We start from the raw sequence: 23,166 nt of genomic DNA, 5'->3' as shown, positions 1-23,166 counted from the left end.
TACTGCCGGCCGCTGCCGTGAAAAACGGCAGCGGCCGTCGTGTTTTCTGAAAATCAAATTTCCTGGAGAGCCGCATGGTTCCCGTAATAGCCCTGGTGGGCCGCCCGAACGTCGGCAAGTCCACCCTGTTCAACCGCCTGACCCGCACCCGCGACGCCATCGTCGCCGAGTACGCAGGTCTGACCCGAGACCGCCAGTATGGCGAGGCCAAGTGGCAGGGCAAGAAGTTCATCGTCATCGATACCGGTGGTATTTCCGGTGACGAAGAGGGTATCGACGCCAAGATGGCCGAGCAGTCGCTGCAGGCCATCGAAGAGGCCGATGCCGTCCTGTTCATGGTCGACTCCCGCGCCGGCCTCACCGCCGCAGACGAGATGATCGGCGAGCACCTGCGCAAGAAGAACAAGCGCACCTACCTGGTGGCCAACAAGGTCGACACCGTCGATCCGGACATCGCCCGCGCCGAGTTCAGCCCGCTGGCCTTGGGGCATGCGATCCCGATCGCCGCCGCCCACGGCCGCGGCATCACCCAGATGCTCCAGGAAGCCTTGGGCGAGATGTTCGCTCCCGAGCCGGAAGCGCCGGAAGACAACGACCTGCCCGGCGAGATGGAAGAAGTCGCTGAAGGCGAGGAAGCCAAGCGCATCCCCGGCCCGAGCGAGAAGGATGGCATCAAGATCGCCATCATCGGTCGCCCCAACGTCGGCAAGTCCACGCTGGTGAACCGCATGCTCGGTGAAGAGCGAGTGATCGTCTACGACCAGGCCGGCACCACCCGCGACAGCATCTACATCCCCTTCGAGCGCAACGAAGAGAAGTACACCCTGATCGACACCGCCGGCGTGCGCCGCCGCGGCAAGATCTTCGAAGCGGTGGAAAAGTTCTCCGTGGTGAAGACCCTGCAGGCGATCCAGGACGCCAACGTGGTCATCTTCGTCATGGACGCCCGCGAAGGCGTGGTCGAGCACGACCTCAACCTGCTCGGCTTCGTGCTGGAGACCGGCCGTGCGCTGGTCATCGCGCTGAACAAGTGGGACGGCATGGAATCGGCCGAGCGCGACTACGTGAAGACCGAGCTCGAGCGCCGGCTGATGTTCGCCGACTTCGCCGACATCCACTTCATTTCCGCGCTGCACGGCACCGGCGTCGGCCACCTGTACAAGTCGGTGCAGGACTCCTTCCGTTCCGCCGTGACCCGCTGGCCCACCAGCAAGCTCACGCAGATCCTCGAGGACGCCATCCAGGTCCACCAGCCGCCGATGGTCAACGGCCGCCGCATCAAGCTGCGCTACGCGCACCTGGGGGGCGCCAACCCACCGCTGATCGTGATCCACGGCAACCAGGTGGACGCGGTGCCCAAGGCCTATACCCGCTACCTGGAGAAGACCTTCCGCCGCGTGCTGAAGCTGGTCGGTACGCCGATCCGCATCGAGTACAAGGGCGGTGACAACCCGTTCGAGGGCAAGAAGACCCAGCTCACCGATCGCCAGGTCAACAAGAAGCGCCGCCTGATGTCGCACCACAAGAAGGCGGAGAAGAAGAAGAAGGACAAACGTAAATAACGTCTGTCAGGCTTTAGACCGCAAGCCGCAGGCGATAGAGTAGGGACTTCCCACTCATCGCCTGCAGCCTGTAGTCACGCCATGCTTACCAGCAAACTGCCGAATGTCGGCACCACCATCTTCACCCGCATGTCCCAGCTCGCCGCGCAAAGCGGAGCGCTGAATCTCTCCCAGGGCTTCCCGGACTTCCCCGGCCCCGCACCGCTGCTCGAAGCGGTCGCCCGCCATGTCATGGACGGGCATAACCAGTACAGCCCGATGACCGGCCTGCCGGCGCTGCGCGAACAGGTCGCGATCAAGGTCGCGAGCCTCTATGGCCGCAATGTCAGCGCCGACGCCGAAGTGACCATCGTCCCCGGTGCGACCGAAGGGATCTTCTGTGCGGTACAGGCGCTGATTCGCGCCGGCGACGAAGCCATCGTCATCGACCCCTGCTACGACAGCTACGAGCCTTCCGTCGAACTGGCAGGCGGCCGTTGCGTGCATGTTGCGCTGAGCCAGCCGGACTTCCGTATCGACTGGCAGCGCCTGGCCGATGCCATCACCCCGCGCACGCGCCTGATCTTCCTCAACAGTCCGCACAACCCCAGCGGCGCACTGATCGACCGTGCCGACCTGGATCGCCTCGCCGAGCTGATCCGCGATCGCGAGATCTACGTGATCAGCGACGAGGTCTACGAGCACCTGATCTACGACGGTGTGCAGCACGCCAGCGTGCTGGCCCATGACGAGCTGTATCCGCGCGCTTTCGTCATCAGCTCCTTCGGCAAGACCTACCACGTCACTGGCTGGAAGACCGGCTACGTGGTGGCGCCACCGGCGCTGTCGGCGGAGATGCGCAAGATCCACCAGTACGTGAACTTCTGCGGCGTGACGCCCCTACAATGGGCGCTGGCCGACTTCATGGCTGCTCATCCCGAGCACCTGCGCGAGCTGCCGGGTTTCTACCAAGCCAAGCGCGACCTGTTCTGCAATCTGCTGGAAGGCTCGCGTTTCACCTTCCAGCGTGCCGCCGGAACCTACTTTCAGGTGGTCGATTACTCGGCGATTCGCCCGGACCTCGATGATATCGCCATGTCCGAATGGCTGACCACCGAACACGGCGTGGCTGCCATTCCGGTCTCGGTGTTCTACCAGCAGGCTCCGGCGGACGCGCGTCTGGTGCGCTTCTGCTTCGCCAAGAAAGAGGAGACGCTGCGCCAGGCAGCGGAACGACTATGCGCGATCTGACTCAACTGGCCGACCTCAAGCTCGCCCTCGTGCAGACCACCCTGGTCTGGCACGACGCCAAGGCCAACCGCGAGCGCTTCGAGGCGTTGCTGGAAAGCGCCCGTGGCGCAGACGTGGTGATCCTCCCGGAGATGTTCACCACCGGCTTTTCCATGGATTCCGAGGCGCTGGCCGAGGCGGAGGAGGGCGCGACCTACGCCTGGCTGCGCGAGCAGGCGGCCCGGCTCGATGCCGTGGTCTGTGGCAGCGTAATTATCCGCACCGCTGACGGAAGTCATCGCAACCGTTTGCTCTGGGCACGCCCGGAGGGCGAGATGCAGCATTACGACAAGCGCCACCTGTTCCGCATGGCTGGCGAGCACAAGCACTACACGCCGGGCGACCAGCAGGTACTGCTGGAATGGAAGGGCTGGCGGATTCGCCCGCTGGTCTGCTACGACCTGCGCTTCCCGGTCTGGAGCCGCGACGCGAAGGACACCGACCTGCTGCTCTATACCGCCAACTGGCCGGCTGCGCGCCGCCAGCATTGGAATCGCCTGCTGCCGGCCCGGGCTATCGAGAACCTCTGTTATGTCGCGGCGGTCAATCGTGTCGGTGAAGATGGCAAGGGCCACGCCTATTCCGGCGATAGCCAGGTGCTCGATTTCCAGGGAGACAACCTGCTGGCCGCCGGCAATGCCGACGGGGTCTTCCAGATTGCCCTGAGCGCAGCGGAGCTTGCGGCTTACCGCGAGCGCTTTCCGGCGAACCTCGACGCCGACGAGTTCGATATCCGGGCGTAACGGATTTCCCTGGAGGGCGGGCTTTGGCGCGCTCCTGCAGGGAGTCTCCAAGTAGGATGGTGTGGAGCGAAGCGATACCCATCAATTGCAGCGCTGACAGCATGGGTATCGCTGCGCTCCACCCATCCTACGGTCAGTTTTCCCGTGACTTCTTCAGTAGGCGCTGGCGGAATTCAACCGCTGGATCGCCTCGTCACTGAGCTTCAGCTCCACCGCCGCGATCAGGTCGGGCAACTGCTCCAGCTTCGACGCACTGGCAATCGGCGCGGTGATGCTCGGGCGGGCCATCAGCCAGGCGAGTGCGACCTGGGTTGGCGTGGCATTCAGTTCGCCGGCCACTTCCTCCAGTGCATCGAGGATCGCGAAGCCGCGCTCGTTCATGAAGTTCTTCACCTTGTAGCCGCGCACGCTGCTCTTGCCCAGGTCGTCCTCGCGGCGGTACTTGCCGGTGAGGAAGCCGGCGGCCAGGGAGTAGAAATTGATCACGCCCAGGCCCAGTTGCTGCACCGTCGGCTCCAGCTGCGTCTCGTAGTTGGCACGGTCGTAGAGGTTATAATTGGGCTGCAGGCTCTGGTACTGCGGCAGCTTCAAGCGGGTGCAGAGCTCGTGGGCTTCGCGCAGGCGCTTGGCGTCGAAGTTGGAGGCGCCGATCACCCGTACCTTGCCGCGCTCCACCGCCTCGGCGAAGGCACCCATGGTTTCCTCCAGCGAAGTGTGCGGGTCGTCGCAGTGGGACTGGTAGAGGTCGATGTAGTCGGTCTGCAGGCGCTTGAGCGAGCGCTCCAGTGCCTGCTCGATGTACACCGCCGACAGTCCCTTGTGGCCGTTGCCCATGTCCATGCCGACCTTGGTCGCGATGATCACCTGGTTGCGCTTGCCGGTCTTCTTCAGCCACTTGCCGATCAGGGTTTCCGACTCGCCGCCCTCGTGGCCCGGCACCCAGCGCGAGTAAACGTCGGCGGTGTCGATGCAGTTCAGCCCGGCGTCGAGCAGCGCGTCCAGCAAGCGAAACGAGGTCGCCTCGTCGGAGGACCAGCCGAACACATTGCCGCCGAAGACCAGCGCAGGAATCTTCAGGCCCGATTGTCCGAGTTCGCGTGTACGCATCTGCTTTGACTCCTCAGCGGGTGTGCGGGAACCCTCAGTGTAGACGTGCTGCCCGCCGCCGCGGGGCGGATTGGCCGGCAGCGGTACGCCAGCTGGTCTATCATGGCGGCCAGCCCAATTGCCGAGTGCCCGTCATGACCACGACTCCCTATCTGCTGGACCAGCTGGAAACCGCCGACATGCTGTTGATCGACGGTCTGCACGCCTGGCAGTTCGAGCTCAACGAGGCATTGCTGGACCAGGCCGACGCCGCTGCCCACGCCGACCAGCCCTTCGCCAGCGAAGACGTGGTGCTGCAGATCGAGTCCATCGATGGCCGCGACCGCCGCGAGTGGCGCTTCAGCTACAACCAGGTGATGGAGGCCAGCTATCAGGCCGAAGACGAGACCTGGCTGCTGCAGGCCGGCGACCAGCAGCACCGACTGTGCTGCCTTGGCGCAGTCGCCGCCAGCGGCGACGATGAGTAAGCGTCTCCTGACAACGAAGAAGGCCCCGTGAGGGGCCTTTTTCATTTCGGGTTTCAGAACGCCAGCGGGTAGCTGGTGATGAAGCGCACTTCGTCGTAGTCGCTGGCGTAGCTGCTGCGGACCGTGGAGGTGCGCACAAGGAACGACAGCGTCTTCAGCGGGCCGCTCTGAATGGTGTAGCCCACATCGGTATCGCGCTCGTATTCGTGACCGTCGCTCTGGCCCGGTCGCGAGATGTCGGTGCCCTTGGTGTAGCGCGTCATCAGGGTCAGGCCCGGCACGCCGAGGCTGGCGAAGTCATAGTCGTAGCGCAGCTGGTAGGAGCGCTCCTGCGCCCAGAAGAAACCGCCATTGGTGACCCAGTTGACCAGGTACGGCTGTGGTGTGTTGCCCAGCAGCATGGGGAACATGTCTTCGCCAAGCATGCGCTGGTAGGTGGCCGAAAGCATGTGGCCGCCGTGCTTCACGCCGAGTCGCGCGCCATAGGCGCGGTTGTCGATGCGCCCGGCCAGCGCCTGCCCGGATTCCTCGTTGTGGAAGTAGCTCAGGGTGCCGAGCAGCGCAGTATTTTCGCCCACCGGCTGCTTGAAGTTGGCGCCGACGTAGTGCTGGTCGTAGATATCCTCGAGCTGGGCGAAGTAGTAACTGGTAGACAGGCCGGGCGTCCACTGCGCATCGACGCCGCCCAGATTCAGCTTGTTGCTGTCCTGGCTGGCGGGGCGGGTGGCCAGGTAGAACGACTCGCGGTCACTGGAGGCGCGGGTGCTGGTGTTCCAGAGTTGCGCGGCGGTGAACTTGAAGCGATCCGACTCCTTCGACTCCAGCATCACGCCCTGGAACGTCTGCGGCAGCACGCGCACGTCATCCTGGAAGATCACCGGCAGGCGCGGCTCCAGCAGGCCGACCTTCAGCGTGGTCTTCGAATAGCGCAGCTTGAGCGTGGCGCCGCCACGGCTGAAGTCATCCACCGGCTCACCCGTCGTGCGGTCGTAGGGCAGGTTGCTGTCGTTGCTGGTGCCGGCGCCGCCGTCGAGCTTCAAGGCGTAGAAACCGGTGAAGTCCACGCCGACACCGATGGTGCCTTCGCTGAAGCCTGAGCTGAAGCGCGCCAGCACGGCCTGGGACCAACTGCCGGCCTGGGATTGCGGAGCGTTGTCCTGGCGATAGTCGCGCAGCATGTAGAAGTTGCGCAGGGTGGTGTCCAGGCGGCTGTCGTCGATCAGGTCGGCCTGCGCGCAGAGGGGCATCAGCGCGCTGCAGAGCAGCGCGCCGGCAAAGCGATTACGGAACATCGTCATCTCCTGGGCGCCGTTCACCGGGGCGCTGGGCGCCACGCCGGCGAACGGGCGTACGTCTTGTCGAGGCGGGCGCGATCAGTTCGCGGTGGCGGCGCTGTCCAGCGGCACGGTTTCAGGCTGGGCCGTCTGCTCCTGGCCCAGGCTGCGACGGAAGTGCTTGCGCCCGTTGCCGAACAGCCACAGGCAGAGCAGGCCAGCGAGGGTGACGATGATGCCGATGGACGAGCCGACGGCCTTCGGGTCCTTGAAGTAGTGGTCGGTAAGCAGCGCCACCAGGGTGGTGCCGACACCCAGGCCGATCAGGTTGGAGACCAGCAGGAACAGCGCCGACACCTGCGCGCGCAGGCGGTTGGGCGTGAGCACCTGCATGGCGGCCGCCGAGGTGGAGATGCAGAAGGCGCAGAAGAACATCGCCGGGCCCATCAGCAGCACCGACAGCTGCAGGCTGCTCGCTGTCACCGAACCGATGACGAAGGGAATGGTGCAGGCCACGCCGAGCATGCCGCTGATCATCGCCGCGTCGCTGCGCCCGCGCTTCTGCAGCACATCCACCAGCCAGCCGGCGCAGAACACCCCGGCGGTGTTGAGCACCAGCAGGATGCCCCCGAGGATGTAGCCCACCTCCAGCGGCGTCAGGCCGTACTGGCGGATGTACATGGCCGGCGCCCAGCCCATCAGCGCGTACTGGCACATGGCGAAGAACGAGAAGCCGAGGTAGTGGCAGGTGAAGGTTGCGCGGTGGCGGCGCAGGAAGCGCAGGCCGTCGCCGATGGTCGCCTTGTGCTGCGGGTTCACCTCCTTGCGCGCCGGGTCGCGGATGGTCAGCGCGATCAGCAGCGCCACCAGCACGCCGGGCAGGCCGACGATGAAGAAGGCGATCTGCCAGGAGCGCACCTGGCCCAGCCAGCCCAGGTCGATGGCCGGCACGTCGCGCAGCGCCTCGATCACATAGCCGCCGACCAGGAAGGCCAGGCCGCCGCCGAGGAACGCCCCCATGGAGTACAGCCCCAGCGCGCGGCCGAGTTTCTCCCTGGGGAACAGGTCGGCGAGCATCGAGTAGGTTGCCGGCGTCAGCGCCGCTTCACCGACGCCGACGCTCATGCGCGCCAGGAACATCTGCAGGAAGTTCTTCGATAGCCCGCACGCGGCGGTGGCGATGCTCCAGAAGGCCACGCCGATGGCGATGATCTTCACCCGCGAGGAGCGGTCGGCGAGATAGGCGATGGGCAGGCCCATGAAGGCGTAGAACAGCGAGAAGGCCAGCCCGCTGAGCAGGCTGAACTGGGTATCGCTGATCTGCAGGTCGGCCTTGATCGGCTCGATCATCAGCGAAAGGATCTGCCGGTCAACGAAGGAAAAGATGTACGCCACCATGCAGAGCACGACGACATACCAGGAATAACGCGAATTACGGGCGGATTTCGGGTGGGATTGCGGGTTCACGGTTACTGGCTCCTGAAGCGGGTGAAGGCAGATGGCCAAGCACGTCGAGCTCGTTGTTGTTGTAGGTAACCAGGCGCCTCTGTACGCAAGGCAGGGGCAGCCGAATGTGTCTGATTGCGTGACACGGTTTTTTGTTTGCCTGCCGTTTTCACGGCAGTGCACGCAAGACTAGGGAAGGGGCGAGGCAGGGGTAATCGGGGCGAGTACCAGCATTGCGGAGACTACCCCCTAGGGGACTAGGGGGAATCTTTAGGCGGGAATCAGAGCTCTACGCCCAGGACGTAGACCAGGAAGAACGAGACGACGAGGATCACCGCGACGACGGCAAGCAGGAACAGCAGGCTGATGCCGAATGCGCGCCAGTTCGAGCGCCACTGGCCGCCAGCAGCGAGGTGGCGCTCCACGGCGACGCCGAAGGTCTGCTTGGCGAGGTAGTACATGCCGACGACGCTGCCGACAGCGATGGGCGTACCGGATGTGTTTTCCGGCAGGAAGTAGCCGATGACGAAGATGGCGAGGGTCAAGCCGATGCCCATCAGCCAGATGTTGCGGGATTCGTGGCTGCGGCCGAGCGCCTTGAGGTTCTGCACAATGACCCAGGCGCCGGCCAGGGGCGTGCCAAAGAAGGTGGCGATGCCGACGGCGGCCAGGCGGTAGAGCGGCTCGCCCGTGGCGGTAGTTGCCGCGTCCTGGAGAACGGCAGCGGGAGTCTGGAAGGGGTTTTCCTGCGGCATGTCGCTCATGTTTTCGCTCCTTGAAAGAAACTGCCCCGGACGCGTGAGCGGCCGGGGCAGCGAGAGTTGCAGCTTAGCAGTGCGATCGCGGCTTACGCGGCTTTCGCGTGGCCCAGCGTCACGGCGCGGTTCAGGGCGCTGAACAGCGCACGGAAGCTCGCGGTGGTGATGTTTTCATCGATGCCGATGCCGTGCAGCGAACGACCACCCTCGACGCGCAGTTCGATATAGGCGGCCGCGCGGGCATTGGTGCCGGCGCCGATGGCGTGCTCGTTGTAGTCCATGATCTCGACGTCCACCGGCAGCGAGGCGACCAGGGCTTCCAGGGTGCCCTTGCCCTTGCCGTGCCAGCGGTGCTGTTCGCCCTTGTGAGTCACGTCGATGTCGATGGCGCAGACGCCGTTCTCTTCCTGCAGGCGGTAGTTCTTCAGGCCGAACGGGGAAACGGCCTGCAGGTACTCGGTCTGCAGCAGGGTGTAGATCTGCTCGGCGGTCATTTCCAGGCCGAGACGGTCGGTCTCGTTCTGCACCACCTGGCTGAACTCGATCTGCATGCGGCGCGGCAGGCTGATGCCGTATTCCTGCTCGAGCAGGAAGGTGATGCCGCCCTTGCCGGACTGGCTGTTCACACGGATCACCGCTTCGTAGCTGCGGCCGATGTCCGCCGGGTCGATCGGCAGGTACGGTACTTCCCACACGGCGTCTTCCTTCTGCTGGGCGAAGCCCTTGCGGATGGCGTCCTGGTGGGAGCCGGAGAAGGCGGTGTGGACCAGGTCGCCGACGTACGGGTGACGCGGGTGCACCGGGATCTGGTTGCACTCTTCCACCACCTTGCGCACGGCGTCGATGTCGGAGAAGTCCAGCTCGGGGTCGATGCCCTGGGTGTACATGTTCAGCGCCATGGTCACCAGGCAGAGGTTGCCGGTGCGCTCGCCGTTGCCGAACAGGCAGCCTTCGACGCGGTCGGCGCCGGCCATCAGGGCCAGTTCCGAAGCGGCCACGCCGGTGCCACGGTCGTTGTGGGTGTGCAGGCTCAGCAGCACGCTGTCGCGCTTGTTGATCTGGCGGCCGAACCACTCGATCTGGTCGGCGTAGTTGTTCGGGGTGGCGCACTCGACGGTGGCGGGCAGGTTGAGGATCAGACGGTTGGCCGGGGTCGGCTGGAACACGTCGATCACTGCGTTGCACACCTCGACGGCGAAATCGGTCTCGGTGGAGCTGAACACTTCCGGCGAGTACTCGAAGCCCCACTGGGTTTCCGGCGCGGCTTCGGCCAGGCGCTTGATGGTCTGGCCGGCGGCCACGGCGATGGCTTTTACGCCGGCCTTGTCCTGGTTGAAGACGATCTTGCGGAAGCTCGGTGCGCAGGCGTTGTAGTAGTGGACGATGGCCTTCTTCGCGCCCTTCAGGGACTCGAAGGTGCGCTCGATGAGGTCGTCGCGGGCCTGCGTCAGCACCTGGATGGTGACGTCATCGGGAATGTGGTCGTTCTCGATCAGCTCACGGACGAAGTCGAAGTCGGTCTGCGAGGCGGACGGGAAACCCACTTCGATTTCCTTCAGGCCGACCTGAACCAGGCACTTGAAGAAGCGCATCTTCTTCTCGGCGTCCATCGGCTCGATCAGGGACTGGTTGCCGTCGCGCAGGTCGGTGGACAGCCAGATCGGCGCCTTGTCGATGATCTTGTCCGGCCAGGTGCGGTCGGGCAGGGTGATCTGGGTGAAGGCGCGGTATTTCTTCGACGGGTCTTTCAACATGCTCATGAGCGGAATCCTTGTTCTCTGCGGCCTGCGGGGCCTGCGCATAAAAATCTGAATGAGGCGGAACCGGGGGAGGGGGGCTCAGCCACGCAGTCGCGGGCTGACCAGGCGCAGGCAGGCGTGTTGGCGAAGCAGAATGAGGGTGTGTGCGGTTTTCATGAGTGCCAAGCTAAAGGCCTGGGAGACCAATGGCAAGCATTTGGAAAAATTTGGTAGGAATAGTCTTTCAAGTCTTTTTATCGATAATTAATTGTCGAGAATTGGCATTTTCAGCAATTTATCCTGAAGCTTATCGCTGTGCTTAACTGATTCTGCGTCTTCGTGCCGCAGCGAAGCTTTATCACTCCGTGCGATCATTGCGGACCCGCCCCAGGTGGGAACTCTCCATCCGCAAGGACATTTCGTGACCCGTCGTACACGACAAGGCGTAGGCACCTGGCTGGCGTTGTTCGCCATGCTGATGATCTATGTCGGCCCACTGGTCTCCCAGTCGATGCCGATGGATCACGCCATGCCCATGGATCACGTCGTGTCCATGAGTGCTATGCCGATGGAGCATGGGAAGGCCATGTCCCACGACATGTCCGGCATGGAGGACATGCACTGCTCCGACAGCCAGCGTGCTGCGGACCATCATGCCGCCCCGGTTTCCCACGGCGAGCAGCCGCTCACCGCCGACGCCTTCATGGAGAAGTGCGGCTACTGCAGCCTGCTGATCCACAGCCCGCCGCTGACGCCGCCGCCGGTCGTGATCGACCACGGCCTGCCCGCCATCGGCGCGCCCGCCGCCCAGTTCGTCTCGTCCCGCATTCCCGCCTCGCCGGTCTTCCCCGGCGCCCGCTCCCGCGCACCCCCGTTCCTGATCGGCTGACCCGCAATCCCGATTCCCCGACCCCGGCGCGGATGCCTGCATTCGCTTGCGCGCCGTGCGAGTACGCGTGGAGCGGGCGTCATCACCGATCATGGAATTCATGGAATGACCCGCATGCCCCTGCGCCGTCGGCAAACTGCCGTCGGCCTGCGCGCCCTGTGCGCGCTGACCGCCCTTGGCGGTTTCACTGCCGTCCCTGTGCTGGCCGAGGAAGAAGATCACTCGGCGCACGCCACCAATGCGTCGGTTACCGAACTGGCCCCCAGCGTCATCACCGCCGTGGCGCAGAGTTCGCCGCTGACCGTGGTCACCGACCCCAAGCAGCCACGCCAGCCGATCCCCGCCAGCGACGGCGCCGATTACCTCAAGACCATCCCTGGCTTCTCCGCCATCCGTAACGGCGGCACCAACGGCGACCCGGTGCTGCGCGGCATGTTCGGCTCGCGCCTGAACATCCTCACCAACGGCAGCACCATGCTCGGTGCCTGCCCGGCACGGATGGACGCGCCCACCTCCTATATCTCCCCGGAAACCTACGACAAGCTCACCGTGGTCAAGGGCCCGGAGACCGTGATCTGGGGCCCCGGTGCCTCGGCCGGGACCATCCGTTTCGACCGTGAGCCGGAGCGCTTCGGCGAGCTGGGCATGCGCGTCAACGGTAGCCTCACCGCCGGCTCCAACGGCCGCTTCGACCGCGTGCTGGACGCCGCCGCCGGTGGCCCCGAGGGCTACCTGCGTTTCACCGGCAACAAGTCGCAGTCCGATGACTACGAAGACGGCAGCGGCAACACCGTGCCCTCGCGCTGGAACAAGTGGAACGGCGACGTGGCCGTGGGCTGGACGCCGGACGCCGACACCCTGGTCGAACTCACCGCCGGCAAGGGCGATGGCGAGGCGCGCTACGCCGGGCGCGGCATGGACGGCTCGCAATTCAAGCGCGAAAGCCTCGGCCTGCGCTTCGAGAAGTCCAACATCGGCGGCGTGCTCGACAAGCTGGAGGCGCAGGTCTACTACAACTACGCCGACCACGTGATGGACAACTACAGCCTGCGCACGCCCTCGGGCACCGGCATGATGGCCGGCCCCATGGCCTCCAACGTCGACCGCCGCACCCTCGGCGGGCGCCTGGCCGCCACCTGGCGCTGGGACGATTTCAAGCTGATCACCGGCGTCGATGCACAGACCAACGAACACCGCGAACGCAGTGGCATGGGCATCAACACCTATGACGAGCAGCCGTGGGACAAGGACGCCGTGTTCCATAACTACGGCGCCTTCGGCGAGCTGACCTGGTACGCCGCCGACCGCGACCGGGTGATCACCGGCGCACGCCTGGACCGCGCCTCGGTCAAGGATTACCGGCAGAGCACCGGCTCTGGGATGATGGCGATGCCCAATCCCACCGCCGACGACACCCGCGCCGATACCCTGCCCAGCGGCTTCGCCCGCTACGAGCACGACCTGGCCGACACGCCGACCACTCTCTACGTCGGCCTCGGCCACGTGCAGCGCTTCCCCGACTACTGGGAGCTGTTCTCCCCGGACAAGGGCCCGACCGGCTCGGTCAACGCCTTCGACAGCATCAAGCCGGAGAAGACCACCCAGCTGGACTTTGGCGCGCAGTACGAGGACGAGAAGCTCAAGGCCTGGGCCTCGGGCTACGTCGGTGTGATCCGCGACTACATCCTGTTCGACTACATGCCCGGCGGCATGATGGGCCGCACCTCCCAGGCGCGGAACGTCGATGCCCGCATCATGGGAGGCGAACTGGGCGCGGCCTACGCGCTGACCAGCAACTGGACCGCCGACGGCACCCTGGCCTACGCCTGGGGCAAGAACACCACCGACGACACTGCGCTGCCGCAGATGCCGCCGCTGGAAGCGCGTTTCGGCCTGACCTACGAGGAAGGCGACTGGAGCGCCGGCGGACTCTGGCGCGTGGTCGCGCACCAGGGCCGGATCGCCGAGAACCAGGGCAATGTGGTCGGTTACGACTTCGATGAAAGCCCCGGCTTCGCCGTTTTCTCGCTCAATGGCGCATACAAGCTGAGCAAGAACCTCAAGGTCAGCACCGGCGTCGACAACCTGTTCGACAAGGACTACGCCGAGCACCTGAACCTGGCGGGCAACGCCGGCTTCGGTTACCCGGCCAACGATCCCGAATTGATCCACGAACCGGGACGTACGTTCTGGACCAAAGTGGACTTCTCGTTCTGAAGCCCGACCGGCCCCCGCCAGTCGGGGGCCTCCTTGCGTGAGGAGATCAACGAATGCAGAAGAAGACATTCGATTTCTACAACCTGGCCTGGCGCTGGCACTTCTATGCCGGGCTGTTCGTCGCGCCGTTCATGATCCTGCTGTCGATCACCGGGATCATCTACCTGTTCAAGCCGCAGCTCGACCCGCTGATGTACAGCGACCTGTTGCAGGTGAAGCCGGGTGAGGTGCGGCTGTCTGCCGACGAGCAACTGATGCACCTGCATCACCAGAACCCGCAGTTGCAGGTCAGCCAGTACCTGCCGGCGCCGGCCGCCGACCGCAGCGCGCAGTTCGTCGCGCAGCTGGATGGACGCGAGGTGAACGCCTTCGTCGATCCCTATAGCGGCAAGCTGCTCGGCGTGCAGGACGGCAAGTCCAACCTGCAGGCGATGGCCCGCGCGCTGCACGGCGAGCTGATGATCGGCACCGTCGGTGACCGGTTGATCGAGCTGGCTGCCGGCTGGGGCATCGTGCTGGTGGTGTCCGGCCTGTACCTGTGGTGGCCGCGCCAGCGTTCGCTGCGGGTGCTGCTGTGGCCGGACCTGTCGCGTCGCGGCCGCGCGCTGTGGCGCGAGGTGCACGTGGTGGTCGGCTTCTGGGGTTCGCTGCTGATGCTCTTCATGCTGCTCACCGGGATGACCTGGACCGGCTTCTGGGGCAAGACCTTCGCCGACGTGTGGAACCGCTTCCCGGCACCCATGTGGAACGAGGTGCCGAAGTCGGACCTGGAGGCGCGCACGCTCAATGACGCGCATCGCCAGACCATCCCCTGGGCCATGGAAAACACCCCGATGCCGATGTCCGGCGGCGCCCACGCCGAGCACATGGCTCACGGCTCCGGCGGTATGGCGATGCCGCAGATCAGCCTGCAGCAGGTGGTCGATACCGCCAACCAGGCTGGTGTGACGCCGGGCTACGCCATCGCCCTGCCCAAGGGCGAGCAGGGCGTGTTCACCGTTTCGGTGTTCGCTGACGACTCGCGCAACGACGCCACCCTGCACATCGACCAGTACACCGGCAAGGTACTCGCCGACGTGCGCTGGAAGGACTACGGGCTGGTGGCCAAGGGTGTCGAGTCCGGCGTGATGCTGCACGAAGGCAAGATGTTCGGTCTGTTCAACCAGCTGCTCATGCTCGCTGTCTGCCTGATGATCCTGCTCAGCGCCGTCAGCGGCCTGTGGATCTGGTGGAAGCGCCGCCCGCAGGGGCGCCTTGGTGTGCCGCCGATGCCCCATGCGTTACCGGTTTGGAAGGGCGGGGTGGCGATCATGGTCATCCTCGGCGTCGCCTTCCCGCTGGTGGGTGCGTCGCTGTTGCTGGTTTGGGCGCTGGACTGGGCGGTGCTGTCGCGGATCAAGCCGCGCAGCCCGGCCTTGAGTTGAGAGTTGCGGGTGGAACGTGCTTCCACCCTGACGCCTGCCGCGAGGCAGGCTATGCTGCGGCGCGATCATTGCGCCCGCGGCCCGATGGATTCCCGCCGCTGCGGCGGACCTGATCACAAGCCAACTGGAGTCTCGAACATGCGTAAAACCCTGCTTGCTTTCGCTGTCCTGCTGGGCTTCTCCGGCGCCGCCATGGCCCACGAATACGAGGCCGGCAACCTGCACATCGACCACCCCTGGTCGCTGCTGCTGCCGGCCAACTCGGTGAACGGCGCCGCCTACTTCATCGTGCAGAACCACGGCAAGGAGGCGGACCGCCTGCTCGGTGCCGACACCGACCGTGCTGCCAGCGCCGAGGTGCACCAGCACGTGGAGAAGGACGGCATGATGAAGATGGTGAAGGTCGAGGGCGTGGATATCCCCGCCGGCGGCAAGATCGTCTTCGCGCCCGGCCAGTACCACCTGATGCTGTTCGGCCTGAAGAAGCCGCTGGCCGACGGCGAGCGCTTCCCGCTGACCCTGCATTTCCAGAAGGCCGGCGATGTGAAGGTCGAGGTCGCGGTGCAGAAGGAAGCTCCACTCTCTAAAGGAGCAGAGGGGGGCACCGACATGGGCCACGACATGCACGGCATGCAGATGAACTGATGAGCGACCGGCTCCTGCGCCCGCTGGTGTGGGCGCAAGACGGCGAGTGGCTGCTGGGTTTCGACGGCAGCTACTCGAGCGACTCGATCCTGCGGATCGAGAGCGCCGCCGATGGTTTCATCCTGCGCGAGGAGCGTCTGGCCGAGACGCAGACCAAGCGCTATCCCTTCGCCGACCTGAAGGACGACGTCACGGCGGCCGACTGGACCGCCGTGGTCGTCGACGAGGAAGGCGAGCGGCTGGGCTTTGCCATCGCCCGCTACGAAATCTGGAATCGCCGCGCGGTGCTGGACGACCTGTTCGTCCTCGCCGATGCGCGCGGCCAGGGCGTCGGCCGGCAATTGCTGGAAGGCTGCCTTGACTGGGCGCGCAGCACCGAGGCGCGCCACCTGTGGCTGGAAACCCAGAACCTCAACCTGCCGGCGGTGGGCTTCTACCGCTCCCGCGGCTTCGCCCTCAGCGGGCTGTCCACCGATCTCTACGATCCCGCGCAGGTGCTGCCCGGGGAGATGGCGCTGTTCTTCAGCTACCCGCTGGCCTGAGGGCCAGGCGCGTCTGCCGTGCCGCGAGGATCAGCACGAAGCCGATGCAGTAGGCCAGCACGTCCAGCCAGTCCGGCGTGGCGCCGAGCACGATGCGCAGCGCGCGGTTGCCTATCTGCCAGTGGAAGGTCGCGGCGAGGTACTGGCCGAGCTCGATGATCAATCCACAGCCCAGCGCCGCAGCGGCCAGCCAGTGGGCAGGAGCATCGATAGCTGTGCGCAGCAGGCAGTACAGCCAGATCACCGCCAGCACGTCGCCGCCGAAGCCGCGCAACCAGCCGAGGTGCGCCCCGGCCGTGGCCAGCCAGACCAGTACGGCGAACCAGAGCAGCGCGAAGAGGGCGCTGCGTCCATCGAAGCGAAGCCGCATCAGGGCTTGAACGCGCCGATGAAGATCGCCGGGTCGACGCGGGCGTCGTTCAGGCTGACGTTCCAGTGCATGTGCGGCCCGGTGGCGCGGCCGGTGGCGCCGACGCGGCCGACCACGCCGCCGCGCGGAACCGCATCGCCGACTTTCACGTCGATCTTCGACATATGGCAGAACATGCTGATGAAGCCCTGGCCGTGGTCGACGAACACGGTGTTGCCGTTGAAGAAGTAGTTGCCGATCAGGATCACCTTGCCGGCGGCCGGTGACTTGATCGGGGTGCCGGCGGGCACGGCGAAGTCCAGCCCGGAGTGCGGATTGCGCTCCTCGCCGTTGAAGAAGCGGCGCAGGCCGAAGGGGCTGGAGAGCGGGCCGTTGACCGGTTTGTCCAGCACCAGGTTGCTCGGTGTACCGGGGCTGAAGCTGCGGTAGGCGGCGGTCTGCTCGGCCAGCTCGCGGTTGATGCGCTTGAGGTCTTCGGGCAGCGGGTTCACCTGGCGGGTATTCTTCAAGGTGATGCGCTGCTCCTTATAGTGCTTGTTGCCCACGCTGAAGCCGAGGTTGCGGCTGGCGCCGGCCTGCTTCACGGCGATCTGCTGGCTGCCGGCCTTGGTGGTCAGCGGGATGCCGACGATGGCGATCCAGTCGCGGCCTTCTTCGCGTACCACCAGCACCGGTTTGCCCTGGTAGGTGGCGGTCGGCACGGCGGCGTCCTGGCCCAGCTGGACGACGGCGACGCCGCCGGGCACCGGCTTGTTCAGCGTGCGGCTGATGAAGCCTTCGGCGTGGGCGGTCAGGGTGAACAGGGCGGCGAGGAGCAGGCAGGAAATTCGAAGCATGGCGCTATCCGTGGACGTGTCGGCGGATGAAGCGGGCAGTCTACACGGGCCTTTCGGCCGGGCGGGGCGATTTTGTCGAAAGCGGAATCCAGTTGTGCAGCAGACCAATCCAGGAGCACGAACGTAGGACGGGTGGAGCGCAGCGATACCCATCGATAACCCAGCTGCGCCATTGATGGGTATCGCTGCGCTCCACACCATCCTACAAAAGCAGCTGCTAGCGACGCAGGCCTTCGAGCTGCTGGCGCCACAGTTGTTCCAGCGACGGCACCTGCGCCGGGCCGTAGATGGCGTGGGGCTTGCCCAGGTGCGCGGCCCACAGTTGGTCACCGTAGTCGTAGTGCCACCACTCGCTGGAGAGGTTGCTGAAGCCCGCCGCCAGCATGGCGTTGAACAGCATCCGGCGGTTGTCGCGCACACGGCGCTGGGCTCCGTCGGGCTGGGCGATCTCTTCGTAATGGCGGGTATAGGAGCGCGGCGTCGCCTCGTCGAACAGGCTGCCCATGTCCAGCCAGCGACCTTCGCTGTCGCACAGGGTCAGATCGATGGCGCCGCCCGTGAGGTGCGGGCTGGGCGACTCGGCGCGGGTGCTGGGCGGCGCGACGAACTCACGGGTGCGCCGGGTCAGCTCGCGGGGATCGGCGTCCGGCTCGTGCTGGCGGAGGATCTCGTAGAGCGTGTCGTACAGGTGCTGCTGCACCGCGAAGGGCCGCCAGGCATCGAGGATCACCAGACGGATGCCATCGGGCAGCAGGCTCGCGGCGTGCAGCAGGCGCTCGAAGACTTCGGTACGCGCATAGCATTCCGGCTGCGCGTTCGGCACGCCGAGGCGGTGGTAGGCCGGCCACACCGCGAAGCCGGTGGCGATGCCCAGCGCCTGCAGCGGCTGGTCGCATTCGACGATGGGCACGCGGAAGGCCTCGGCCCAGTCCGGATCGGGTTGCGGCAGGATCGGCGCGAGCAGGTCGGTCATCGGCTATCAGTCCAGCAGGGAAAGGGTGACGGGGGCCTGGTGGTTGTCCTCCACCCGCACTTCCAGTTCACCGTCGCCCAGCTTGGCCTTGAGGCGCTGGCCGTTCTTCGTCTGCGCGGCGCTGCGGATGGCCTGGCCCTTGTCGTCCAGCAGGATGCTGTAGCCACGGCCGAGGGTCGCCAGCGGGCTGACGATGTGCAGCGTCTGCATCAGGCTGTCGAGGCGCTGGCGCTGTTCGCGCAGGATGGCGTTGGTGGCGCGCGGCAGACGGGCGCTGAGGTTGTCCAGGCGCTGGCGCAGCAGGGCCAGGTTGCGGCCGGGGTGCTGCGCGGCGAGGCGGGTGTCCAGTCGTGCGACGCGCTCGTGGCGAATCTGCAATTGGCGCTCGAAGGCGCGGCGCAGGCGCATGTCCAGGTCATCCAGGCGCTGGGATTGCTGGCGCAGGCGTTCGCCGGGGTGGCGCAGGCGCCGGGCGGTGCCTTCCAGGCGCAGGCGCTCGCGGGTCAGGCGGTCCTGGATGCGCAGGATCAGCCGGCGGCGCAGGCTGTCCAGGCGCTGCTGCAGATCGCCGCTGTGGGGCGCCAGCAACTCGGCGGCGGCCGAGGGCGTGGGCGCGCGCACGTCGGCGACGAAATCGCTGATGGAGACGTCGGTCTCATGGCCCACGGCGCTGACGATGGGCGTCACGCAATCGGCGATGGCGCGGGCCACCGGTTCCTCGTTGAAGCACCAGAGGTCTTCCAGCGAGCCGCCGCCACGGGCCAGGATCAGCGCATCGAAGCCCTGTGCGTCGGCCAGCTTCAAGGCTCGGACGATCTGCCCGATGGCCTCGCGGCCCTGCACGGCGGTGGGGATCAGGGTCAGCTCGACCTGTGGCGCGCGGCGGCGGAATACGCTGATGATGTCGCGGATCACCGCGCCAGTGGGCGAGCTGACGATGCCGATGCGCCGCGGGTGCGCGGGCAGTTCCTGCTTGCGCTCGGCGGCGAACAGGCCCTCGGCGGCGAGCTTTTCCTTCAGCGCCTCGAAGGCCAGGCGCAGCGCACCATCACCGGCCGGCTCGACGGCATCGGCGATCAGCTGGTAGTCGCCACGCCCTTCGAACAGCGAAACCTTGCCGCGCACCCGCACCGCGAGACCGTCGCGCAGGGCCTGGCGCACGCGCAGGGCGTTCTGCCGGAACAGCGCGCAGCGCACCTGGGCGTTGCTGTCCTTGAGGGTGAAGTACATGTGGCCGGACGCCGGGCGGGCGAGGTTGGAGATTTCGCCCTCGACCCAGACCTGCGGGAACACGTCCTCCAGCAAGTGGCGGGCGCGCTGGTTGAGCTGGCTGACGGTCAGAACCTCGCGGTCGAGGCCCAACCGTTGGAAGGGATCTTTCTGCATGGCGAAGGATGATAAGCGGGCCTGCGGACAGGGGCCAGCGCGCGAGGTTCATAAAGGCTTCATTCAGATCGTCCGGTTGCGTTGAGCCCGACCCCCTGACTGAGATATAATGCCGCGCTTCCATTTTTCCCGATCGGGAGCCCCCGCCATGCTGCGCATCAGCCAAGAAGCCCTCACTTTCGACGACGTCCTCCTGATTCCAGGTTATTCGGAAGTCCTGCCCAAGGACGTGAGTCTCAAGACTCGCCTGACCCGTGGCATCGAACTGAACATCCCGCTGGTGTCCGCCGCGATGGATACCGTGACCGAAGCCCGCCTGGCCATCGCCATGGCCCAGGAAGGCGGCATCGGCATCATCCACAAGAACATGAGCATCGAGCAGCAGGCCGCCGAGGTCCGCAAGGTCAAGAAGCACGAGACCGCCATCGTTCGCGACCCGGTCACCGTGACCCCGTCGACCAAGATCATCGAGCTGCTGCAGATCGCCCGCGAATACGGCTTCTCCGGCTTCCCGGTGGTGGAAGAGGGTGAGCTGGTCGGTATCGTCACCGGTCGCGACCTGCGCGTGAAGCCGAACGTCGGCGACAGCGTGTCCGCGATCATGACCCCGAAGGAAAAGCTGGTCACCGCCCGCGAAGGCACGGCCCTGGAAGAGATCAAGGCCGCTCTCTACGAGAACCGCATCGAGAAGATGCTGGTGGTCGACGAGAAGTTCCGCCTGACCGGCCTGGTGACCTTCCGTGACATCGAGAAGGCCAAGACCTACCCGCTGGCTTCTAAGGACGACGAAGGCCGCTTGCGCGTCGGCGCAGCCGTCGGCACCGGCGCCGACACTGGCGAGCGCGTTTCCGCCCTGGTTGCCGCCGGCGTTGACGTCGTTGTCGTCGACACCGCCCACGGCCACTCCAAAGGCGTGATCGACCGCGTGCGCTGGGTGAAGGAAACCTTCCCGCAGGTACAGGTCATCGGCGGCAACATCGCCACCGGCGAAGCCGCCAAGGCACTGGCTGACGCCGGCGCCGACGCCGTGAAAGTCGGTATCGGCCCAGGCTCCATCTGCACCACCCGTATCGTCGCTGGCGTCGGCGTGCCGCAGATCTCCGCCATCGCCAACGTCGCCGCAGCCCTTGAAGGCACCGGCGTTCCGCTGATCGCCGACGGCGGCATCCGCTTCTCCGGCGACCTGGCCAAGGCCATGGTGGCTGGCGCCTACTGCGTGATGATGGGTTCGATGTTCGCCGGTACCGAAGAGGCTCCGGGCGAGATCGAGCTGTTCCAGGGTCGCTCCTACAAGTCCTACCGTGGCATGGGCTCGCTGGGCGCCATGGCCGGCTCCACCGGTTCCTCCGACCGCTACTTCCAGGACGCCTCCGCTGGCGCCGAGAAGCTGGTGCCCGAAGGCATCGAAGGCCGCGTGCCCTACAAAGGCCAGTTGACCGCCATCGTCCACCAGCTGATGGGTGGCCTGCGCGCCGCCATGGGCTACACCGGCAGCGCCGATATCCAGGACATGCGCACCAAGCCGCAGTTCGTGCGCATCACCGGCGCCGGCATGGCCGAGTCCCACGTCCACGATGTACAGATCACCAAGGAAGCCCCGAACTACCGCGTAGGTTGAGGGTTCTTCGGTAAATGAGTCGGACACGGGGCTGGTTGATACAGCCCCGTGTCGTTTGAGAATTTCGCTACGAGAGATGGCCATGGCCCAAGACATTCACGCTCACCGGATCCTGATCCTCGACTTCGGCTCCCAGTACACCCAGCTGATCGCCCGCCGCGTTCGCGAGATCGGCGTGTACTGCGAAATCCATCCGTTCGACATGAGCGACGACGACGTTCGCGCCTTCGCCCCGCGCGGCATCATCCTGGCCGGCGGCCCGGAGTCGGTGCACGAAGCCAACAGCCCGCGCGCGCCGCAGGCCGTGTTCGACCTGAAGGTGCCGCTGTTCGGCATCTGCTACGGCATGCAGACCATGGCCGAGCAGATGGGCGGCAAGGTACTGGGCTCTGACCTGCGCGAGTTCGGCTACGCCCGCGTCGACGTGGTCGGCAAGGCCCGCCTGCTGGACGGTATCGAAGATTGCGTCAGTGAAGACGGCGTATTCGGCCTCGACGTGTGGATGAGCCACGGTGACAAGGTCACCGAAATCCCGGCCGGCTTCCACATCCTCGCCAGCACCCCGAGCTGCCCGATCGCCGCCATGGCCGACGATGCCCGCGGCTACTACGGCGTGCAGTTCCACCCGGAAGTGACCCACACCAAGCAGGGCGGCCGCATCCTCTCCCGCTTCGTGCTGGACATCTGCGGCTGCGAAGCCCTGTGGACCCCGTCCAACATCGTCAACGACGCCATCGCCACCGTTCGCGCCCAGGTCGGCAACTCCAAGGTGCTGCTCGGCCTGTCCGGCGGTGTCGACTCCTCGGTGGTCGCGGCCCTGCTGCACAAGGCCATCGGCGACCAGCTGACCTGCGTCTTCGTCGACAACGGCCTGCTGCGCCTGCACGAAGGTGACCAGGTGATGGCCATGTTCGCCGAGAACATGGGCGTCAAGGTGATCCGCGCCAACGCCGAAGAGCTGTTCCTCGGCCGCCTGACTGGTGTCAGCGATCCGGAGCAGAAGCGCAAGATCATTGGTGGCAGCTTCATCGAAGTCTTCGATCAGGAAGCCACCAAGCTGCAGGACGTGAAGTTCCTCGCCCAGGGCACCATCTACCCCGACGTGATCGAGTCGGCCGGCGCCAAGACTGGCAAGGCCCACGTGATCAAGTCGCACCACAACGTCGGCGGCCTGCCCGAAGACATGCAGTTCGAACTGGTCGAGCCGCTGCGCGAGCTGTTCAAGGACGAAGTCCGCAAGATCGGCCTGGAGCTGGGCCTGCCCTACGACATGGTCTATCGCCACCCGTTCCCGGGCCCGGGCCTGGGCGTGCGCATCCTCGGCGAAGTGAAGAAGGAATACGCCGACCTGCTGCGTCGCGCGGACCACATCTTCATCGAAGAGCTGCGCAACTTCGACTGGTACCACAAGACCAGCCAGGCCTTCGTGGTGTTCCAGCCGGTGAAATCCGTCGGCGTGGTCGGTGATGGCCGTCGCTACGCCTGGGTCGTGGCCCTGCGCGCGGTGGAAACCATCGACTTCATGACCGCTCGCTGGGCGCACCTGCCTTACGAGCTGCTGGAGAAGGTCTCGAACCGCATCATCAACGAGATCGAAGGCATCTCCCGCGTCACCTACGACGTATCGAGCAAGCCGCCAGCCACCATCGAGTGGGAATGATCGGAGACGTTTAACGTTTCCTTAACGCAGAAGGCGGCAATCTCGCCGCTTTCTTCGGCAGGCGAGGGCGGGAATGCCCGCCCTTGACCTGGCGCATGAGAGGCGTTTGCCTCTTCATGCAGAGTTGCTTCCTGCTTGCGTTTCAGCCGGCAGGACCGTGCAGCCGGCCGCAAGAGCCTGGCGCCAGGCGCGAAACGCGCCAACCTCCGTGATAGCCGATGGGGTCGCAAGTCCCTTGTTC

20 protein-coding genes are annotated in these 23,166 nt (G+C 65.6%); 11 read left to right on the top strand and 9 right to left on the bottom strand.

Translation table 11 applies throughout. From position 1 onward, the window contains the following. Nucleotides 1-74: 74 nt before the first annotated feature. The 3 genes from der (at nt 75) to IB261_RS23470 (ending at nt 3,574) form a co-directional block, all read left to right on the top strand. A complete protein-coding gene (gene der, locus IB261_RS23480; protein WP_081515961.1) occupies nt 75-1,562 on the top strand; it encodes a ribosome biogenesis GTPase Der in 1,488 nt (495 codons plus the stop codon). A gap of 81 nt (nt 1,563-1,643) precedes the next feature. Then, a complete protein-coding gene (locus IB261_RS23475) occupies nt 1,644-2,792 on the top strand; it encodes a pyridoxal phosphate-dependent aminotransferase (protein WP_192381037.1) in 1,149 nt (382 codons plus the stop codon). Then, nucleotides 2,780-3,574 carry an amidohydrolase gene (locus IB261_RS23470; RefSeq protein WP_192381038.1) on the top strand — a complete coding sequence of 265 codons (795 nt, stop codon included), beginning with the start codon at nt 2,780-2,782 and terminating at the stop codon, nt 3,572-3,574. Before IB261_RS23475 ends, IB261_RS23470 begins: the two co-directional genes overlap by 13 nt. A gap of 153 nt (nt 3,575-3,727) precedes the next feature. Here IB261_RS23470 and IB261_RS23465 read toward each other — a convergent pair whose 3' ends face one another. Further along, nucleotides 3,728-4,681: an aldo/keto reductase gene (locus IB261_RS23465; protein ID WP_192381039.1), complete on the bottom strand. Its 954-nt coding sequence runs from the start codon at nt 4,679-4,681 to the stop codon at nt 3,728-3,730. Nucleotides 4,682-4,815: 134 nt separating this feature from the next. Here IB261_RS23465 and IB261_RS23460 point away from each other — a divergent pair, with 134 nt between their 5' ends. Then, nucleotides 4,816-5,148 carry a DUF5629 family protein gene (locus IB261_RS23460; RefSeq protein ID WP_081515953.1) on the top strand — a complete coding sequence of 111 codons (333 nt, stop codon included), beginning with the start codon at nt 4,816-4,818 and terminating at the stop codon, nt 5,146-5,148. 53 nt (nt 5,149-5,201) lie between these two features. On the opposite strand, the gene IB261_RS23455 is transcribed toward IB261_RS23460, so the two are convergent. The 4 genes from IB261_RS23455 to leuA form a co-directional block, all read right to left on the bottom strand. Continuing rightward, complete coding sequence (locus IB261_RS23455) at nt 5,202-6,440, bottom strand: OprD family porin (RefSeq protein ID WP_192381040.1); 1,239 nt, start codon at nt 6,438-6,440, stop codon at nt 5,202-5,204. 81 nt (nt 6,441-6,521) lie between these two features. Beyond that, complete coding sequence (locus IB261_RS23450) at nt 6,522-7,889, bottom strand: spinster family MFS transporter (RefSeq protein ID WP_192381041.1); 1,368 nt, start codon at nt 7,887-7,889, stop codon at nt 6,522-6,524. A 260-nt stretch (nt 7,890-8,149) separates the two neighbouring features. Continuing rightward, nucleotides 8,150-8,632, bottom strand: a complete 483-nt coding sequence (locus IB261_RS23445) for a hypothetical protein (RefSeq protein ID WP_081515947.1) — start codon at nt 8,630-8,632, stop codon at nt 8,150-8,152. Between the two features lie 83 nt (nt 8,633-8,715). After that, nucleotides 8,716-10,386, bottom strand: coding sequence for a 2-isopropylmalate synthase (gene leuA / locus IB261_RS23440; RefSeq protein WP_192381042.1), 1,671 nt, complete (start codon nt 10,384-10,386; stop codon nt 8,716-8,718). 400 nt (nt 10,387-10,786) lie between these two features. On the opposite strand from leuA, the gene IB261_RS23435 reads away from it, so the two are divergent. From IB261_RS23435 to IB261_RS23415, 5 genes are all read left to right on the top strand, one after another. Continuing rightward, nucleotides 10,787-11,254, top strand: a complete 468-nt coding sequence (locus tag IB261_RS23435) for a DUF2946 domain-containing protein (protein WP_192381043.1) — start codon at nt 10,787-10,789, stop codon at nt 11,252-11,254. A 105-nt stretch (nt 11,255-11,359) separates the two neighbouring features. Then, on the top strand, nt 11,360-13,471 hold the full coding sequence (locus IB261_RS23430; RefSeq protein WP_192381044.1) for a TonB-dependent copper receptor: 2,112 nt from the start codon (nt 11,360-11,362) through the stop codon (nt 13,469-13,471). A 53-nt stretch (nt 13,472-13,524) separates the two neighbouring features. Next, a complete protein-coding gene (locus IB261_RS23425) occupies nt 13,525-14,895 on the top strand; it encodes a PepSY-associated TM helix domain-containing protein (protein ID WP_192381045.1) in 1,371 nt (456 codons plus the stop codon). Nucleotides 14,896-15,033: 138 nt separating this feature from the next. Continuing rightward, nucleotides 15,034-15,540 carry a copper chaperone PCu(A)C gene (locus IB261_RS23420; protein WP_081515939.1) on the top strand — a complete coding sequence of 169 codons (507 nt, stop codon included), beginning with the start codon at nt 15,034-15,036 and terminating at the stop codon, nt 15,538-15,540. Further along, a complete protein-coding gene (locus tag IB261_RS23415; RefSeq protein WP_151188081.1) occupies nt 15,540-16,082 on the top strand; it encodes a GNAT family N-acetyltransferase in 543 nt (180 codons plus the stop codon). The genes IB261_RS23420 and IB261_RS23415 overlap by 1 nt, the downstream gene beginning before the upstream one ends. Here IB261_RS23415 and IB261_RS23410 read toward each other — a convergent pair. The 4 genes from IB261_RS23410 to xseA all read right to left on the bottom strand — a co-directional run bounded on the left by IB261_RS23410 (nt 16,063) and on the right by xseA (nt 19,647). After that, nucleotides 16,063-16,452, bottom strand: a complete 390-nt coding sequence (locus tag IB261_RS23410) for a ribosomal maturation YjgA family protein (protein ID WP_192381046.1) — start codon at nt 16,450-16,452, stop codon at nt 16,063-16,065. The two genes, IB261_RS23415 and IB261_RS23410, sit on opposite strands and share 20 nt — an antisense overlap. Further along, a complete protein-coding gene (locus tag IB261_RS23405) occupies nt 16,452-17,288 on the bottom strand; it encodes a M23 family metallopeptidase (protein WP_192381047.1) in 837 nt (278 codons plus the stop codon). Before IB261_RS23405 ends, IB261_RS23410 begins: the two co-directional genes overlap by 1 nt. Before the next feature lie 217 nt (nt 17,289-17,505). Then, nucleotides 17,506-18,261, bottom strand: a complete 756-nt coding sequence (locus IB261_RS23400; RefSeq protein WP_081515935.1) for a M15 family metallopeptidase — start codon at nt 18,259-18,261, stop codon at nt 17,506-17,508. Nucleotides 18,262-18,267: 6 nt separating this feature from the next. Then, entirely contained in the window at nt 18,268-19,647 is a 1,380-nt protein-coding gene (gene xseA / locus IB261_RS23395; RefSeq protein WP_192381048.1) for an exodeoxyribonuclease VII large subunit, read from the bottom strand. Between the two features lie 148 nt (nt 19,648-19,795). Between xseA and guaB the strand changes: the two genes are divergently transcribed. Both guaB and guaA read left to right on the top strand, forming a co-directional pair. Then, nucleotides 19,796-21,265, top strand: coding sequence for an IMP dehydrogenase (guaB, locus tag IB261_RS23390; RefSeq protein ID WP_081515933.1), 1,470 nt, complete (start codon nt 19,796-19,798; stop codon nt 21,263-21,265). An 82-nt stretch (nt 21,266-21,347) separates the two neighbouring features. After that, nucleotides 21,348-22,925, top strand: a complete 1,578-nt coding sequence (gene guaA / locus IB261_RS23385; RefSeq protein ID WP_151188078.1) for a glutamine-hydrolyzing GMP synthase — start codon at nt 21,348-21,350, stop codon at nt 22,923-22,925. Nucleotides 22,926-23,166: the final 241 nt, after the last annotated feature.

The organism is Pseudomonas sp. PDM20 (assembly GCF_014852575.3).
Taxonomy (GTDB): Bacteria; Pseudomonadota; Gammaproteobacteria; order Pseudomonadales; family Pseudomonadaceae; genus Pseudomonas.
This window is presented reverse-complemented; position numbering and strand designations above follow the sequence as displayed.

Excerpts from the sequence above, each read along its gene's own strand:
- der (WP_081515961.1), top strand. The coding sequence starts at position 75 with ATGGTTCCCGTAATAGCCCTGGTGGGCCGCCCGAACGTCGGCAAGTCC.
- IB261_RS23445 (WP_081515947.1), bottom strand. The coding sequence starts at position 8,632 with ATGAGCGACATGCCGCAGGAAAACCCCTTCCAGACTCCCGCTGCCGTT.
- IB261_RS23470 (WP_192381038.1), top strand. The coding sequence starts at position 2,780 with ATGCGCGATCTGACTCAACTGGCCGACCTCAAGCTCGCCCTCGTGCAG.
- leuA (WP_192381042.1), bottom strand. The coding sequence starts at position 10,386 with ATGAGCATGTTGAAAGACCCGTCGAAGAAATACCGCGCCTTCACCCAG.
- IB261_RS23400 (WP_081515935.1), bottom strand. The coding sequence starts at position 18,261 with ATGACCGACCTGCTCGCGCCGATCCTGCCGCAACCCGATCCGGACTGG.
- guaA (WP_151188078.1), top strand. The coding sequence starts at position 21,348 with ATGGCCCAAGACATTCACGCTCACCGGATCCTGATCCTCGACTTCGGC.
- IB261_RS23455 (WP_192381040.1), bottom strand. The coding sequence starts at position 6,440 with ATGTTCCGTAATCGCTTTGCCGGCGCGCTGCTCTGCAGCGCGCTGATG.
- guaB (WP_081515933.1), top strand. The coding sequence starts at position 19,796 with ATGCTGCGCATCAGCCAAGAAGCCCTCACTTTCGACGACGTCCTCCTG.
- IB261_RS23475 (WP_192381037.1), top strand. The coding sequence starts at position 1,644 with ATGCTTACCAGCAAACTGCCGAATGTCGGCACCACCATCTTCACCCGC.
- xseA (WP_192381048.1), bottom strand. The coding sequence starts at position 19,647 with ATGCAGAAAGATCCCTTCCAACGGTTGGGCCTCGACCGCGAGGTTCTG.
- IB261_RS23465 (WP_192381039.1), bottom strand. The coding sequence starts at position 4,681 with ATGCGTACACGCGAACTCGGACAATCGGGCCTGAAGATTCCTGCGCTG.
- IB261_RS23460 (WP_081515953.1), top strand. The coding sequence starts at position 4,816 with ATGACCACGACTCCCTATCTGCTGGACCAGCTGGAAACCGCCGACATG.
- IB261_RS23410 (WP_192381046.1), bottom strand. The coding sequence starts at position 16,452 with ATGCGGCTTCGCTTCGATGGACGCAGCGCCCTCTTCGCGCTGCTCTGG.
- IB261_RS23415 (WP_151188081.1), top strand. The coding sequence starts at position 15,540 with ATGAGCGACCGGCTCCTGCGCCCGCTGGTGTGGGCGCAAGACGGCGAG.
- IB261_RS23420 (WP_081515939.1), top strand. The coding sequence starts at position 15,034 with ATGCGTAAAACCCTGCTTGCTTTCGCTGTCCTGCTGGGCTTCTCCGGC.
- IB261_RS23430 (WP_192381044.1), top strand. The coding sequence starts at position 11,360 with ATGACCCGCATGCCCCTGCGCCGTCGGCAAACTGCCGTCGGCCTGCGC.
- IB261_RS23405 (WP_192381047.1), bottom strand. The coding sequence starts at position 17,288 with ATGCTTCGAATTTCCTGCCTGCTCCTCGCCGCCCTGTTCACCCTGACC.
- IB261_RS23425 (WP_192381045.1), top strand. The coding sequence starts at position 13,525 with ATGCAGAAGAAGACATTCGATTTCTACAACCTGGCCTGGCGCTGGCAC.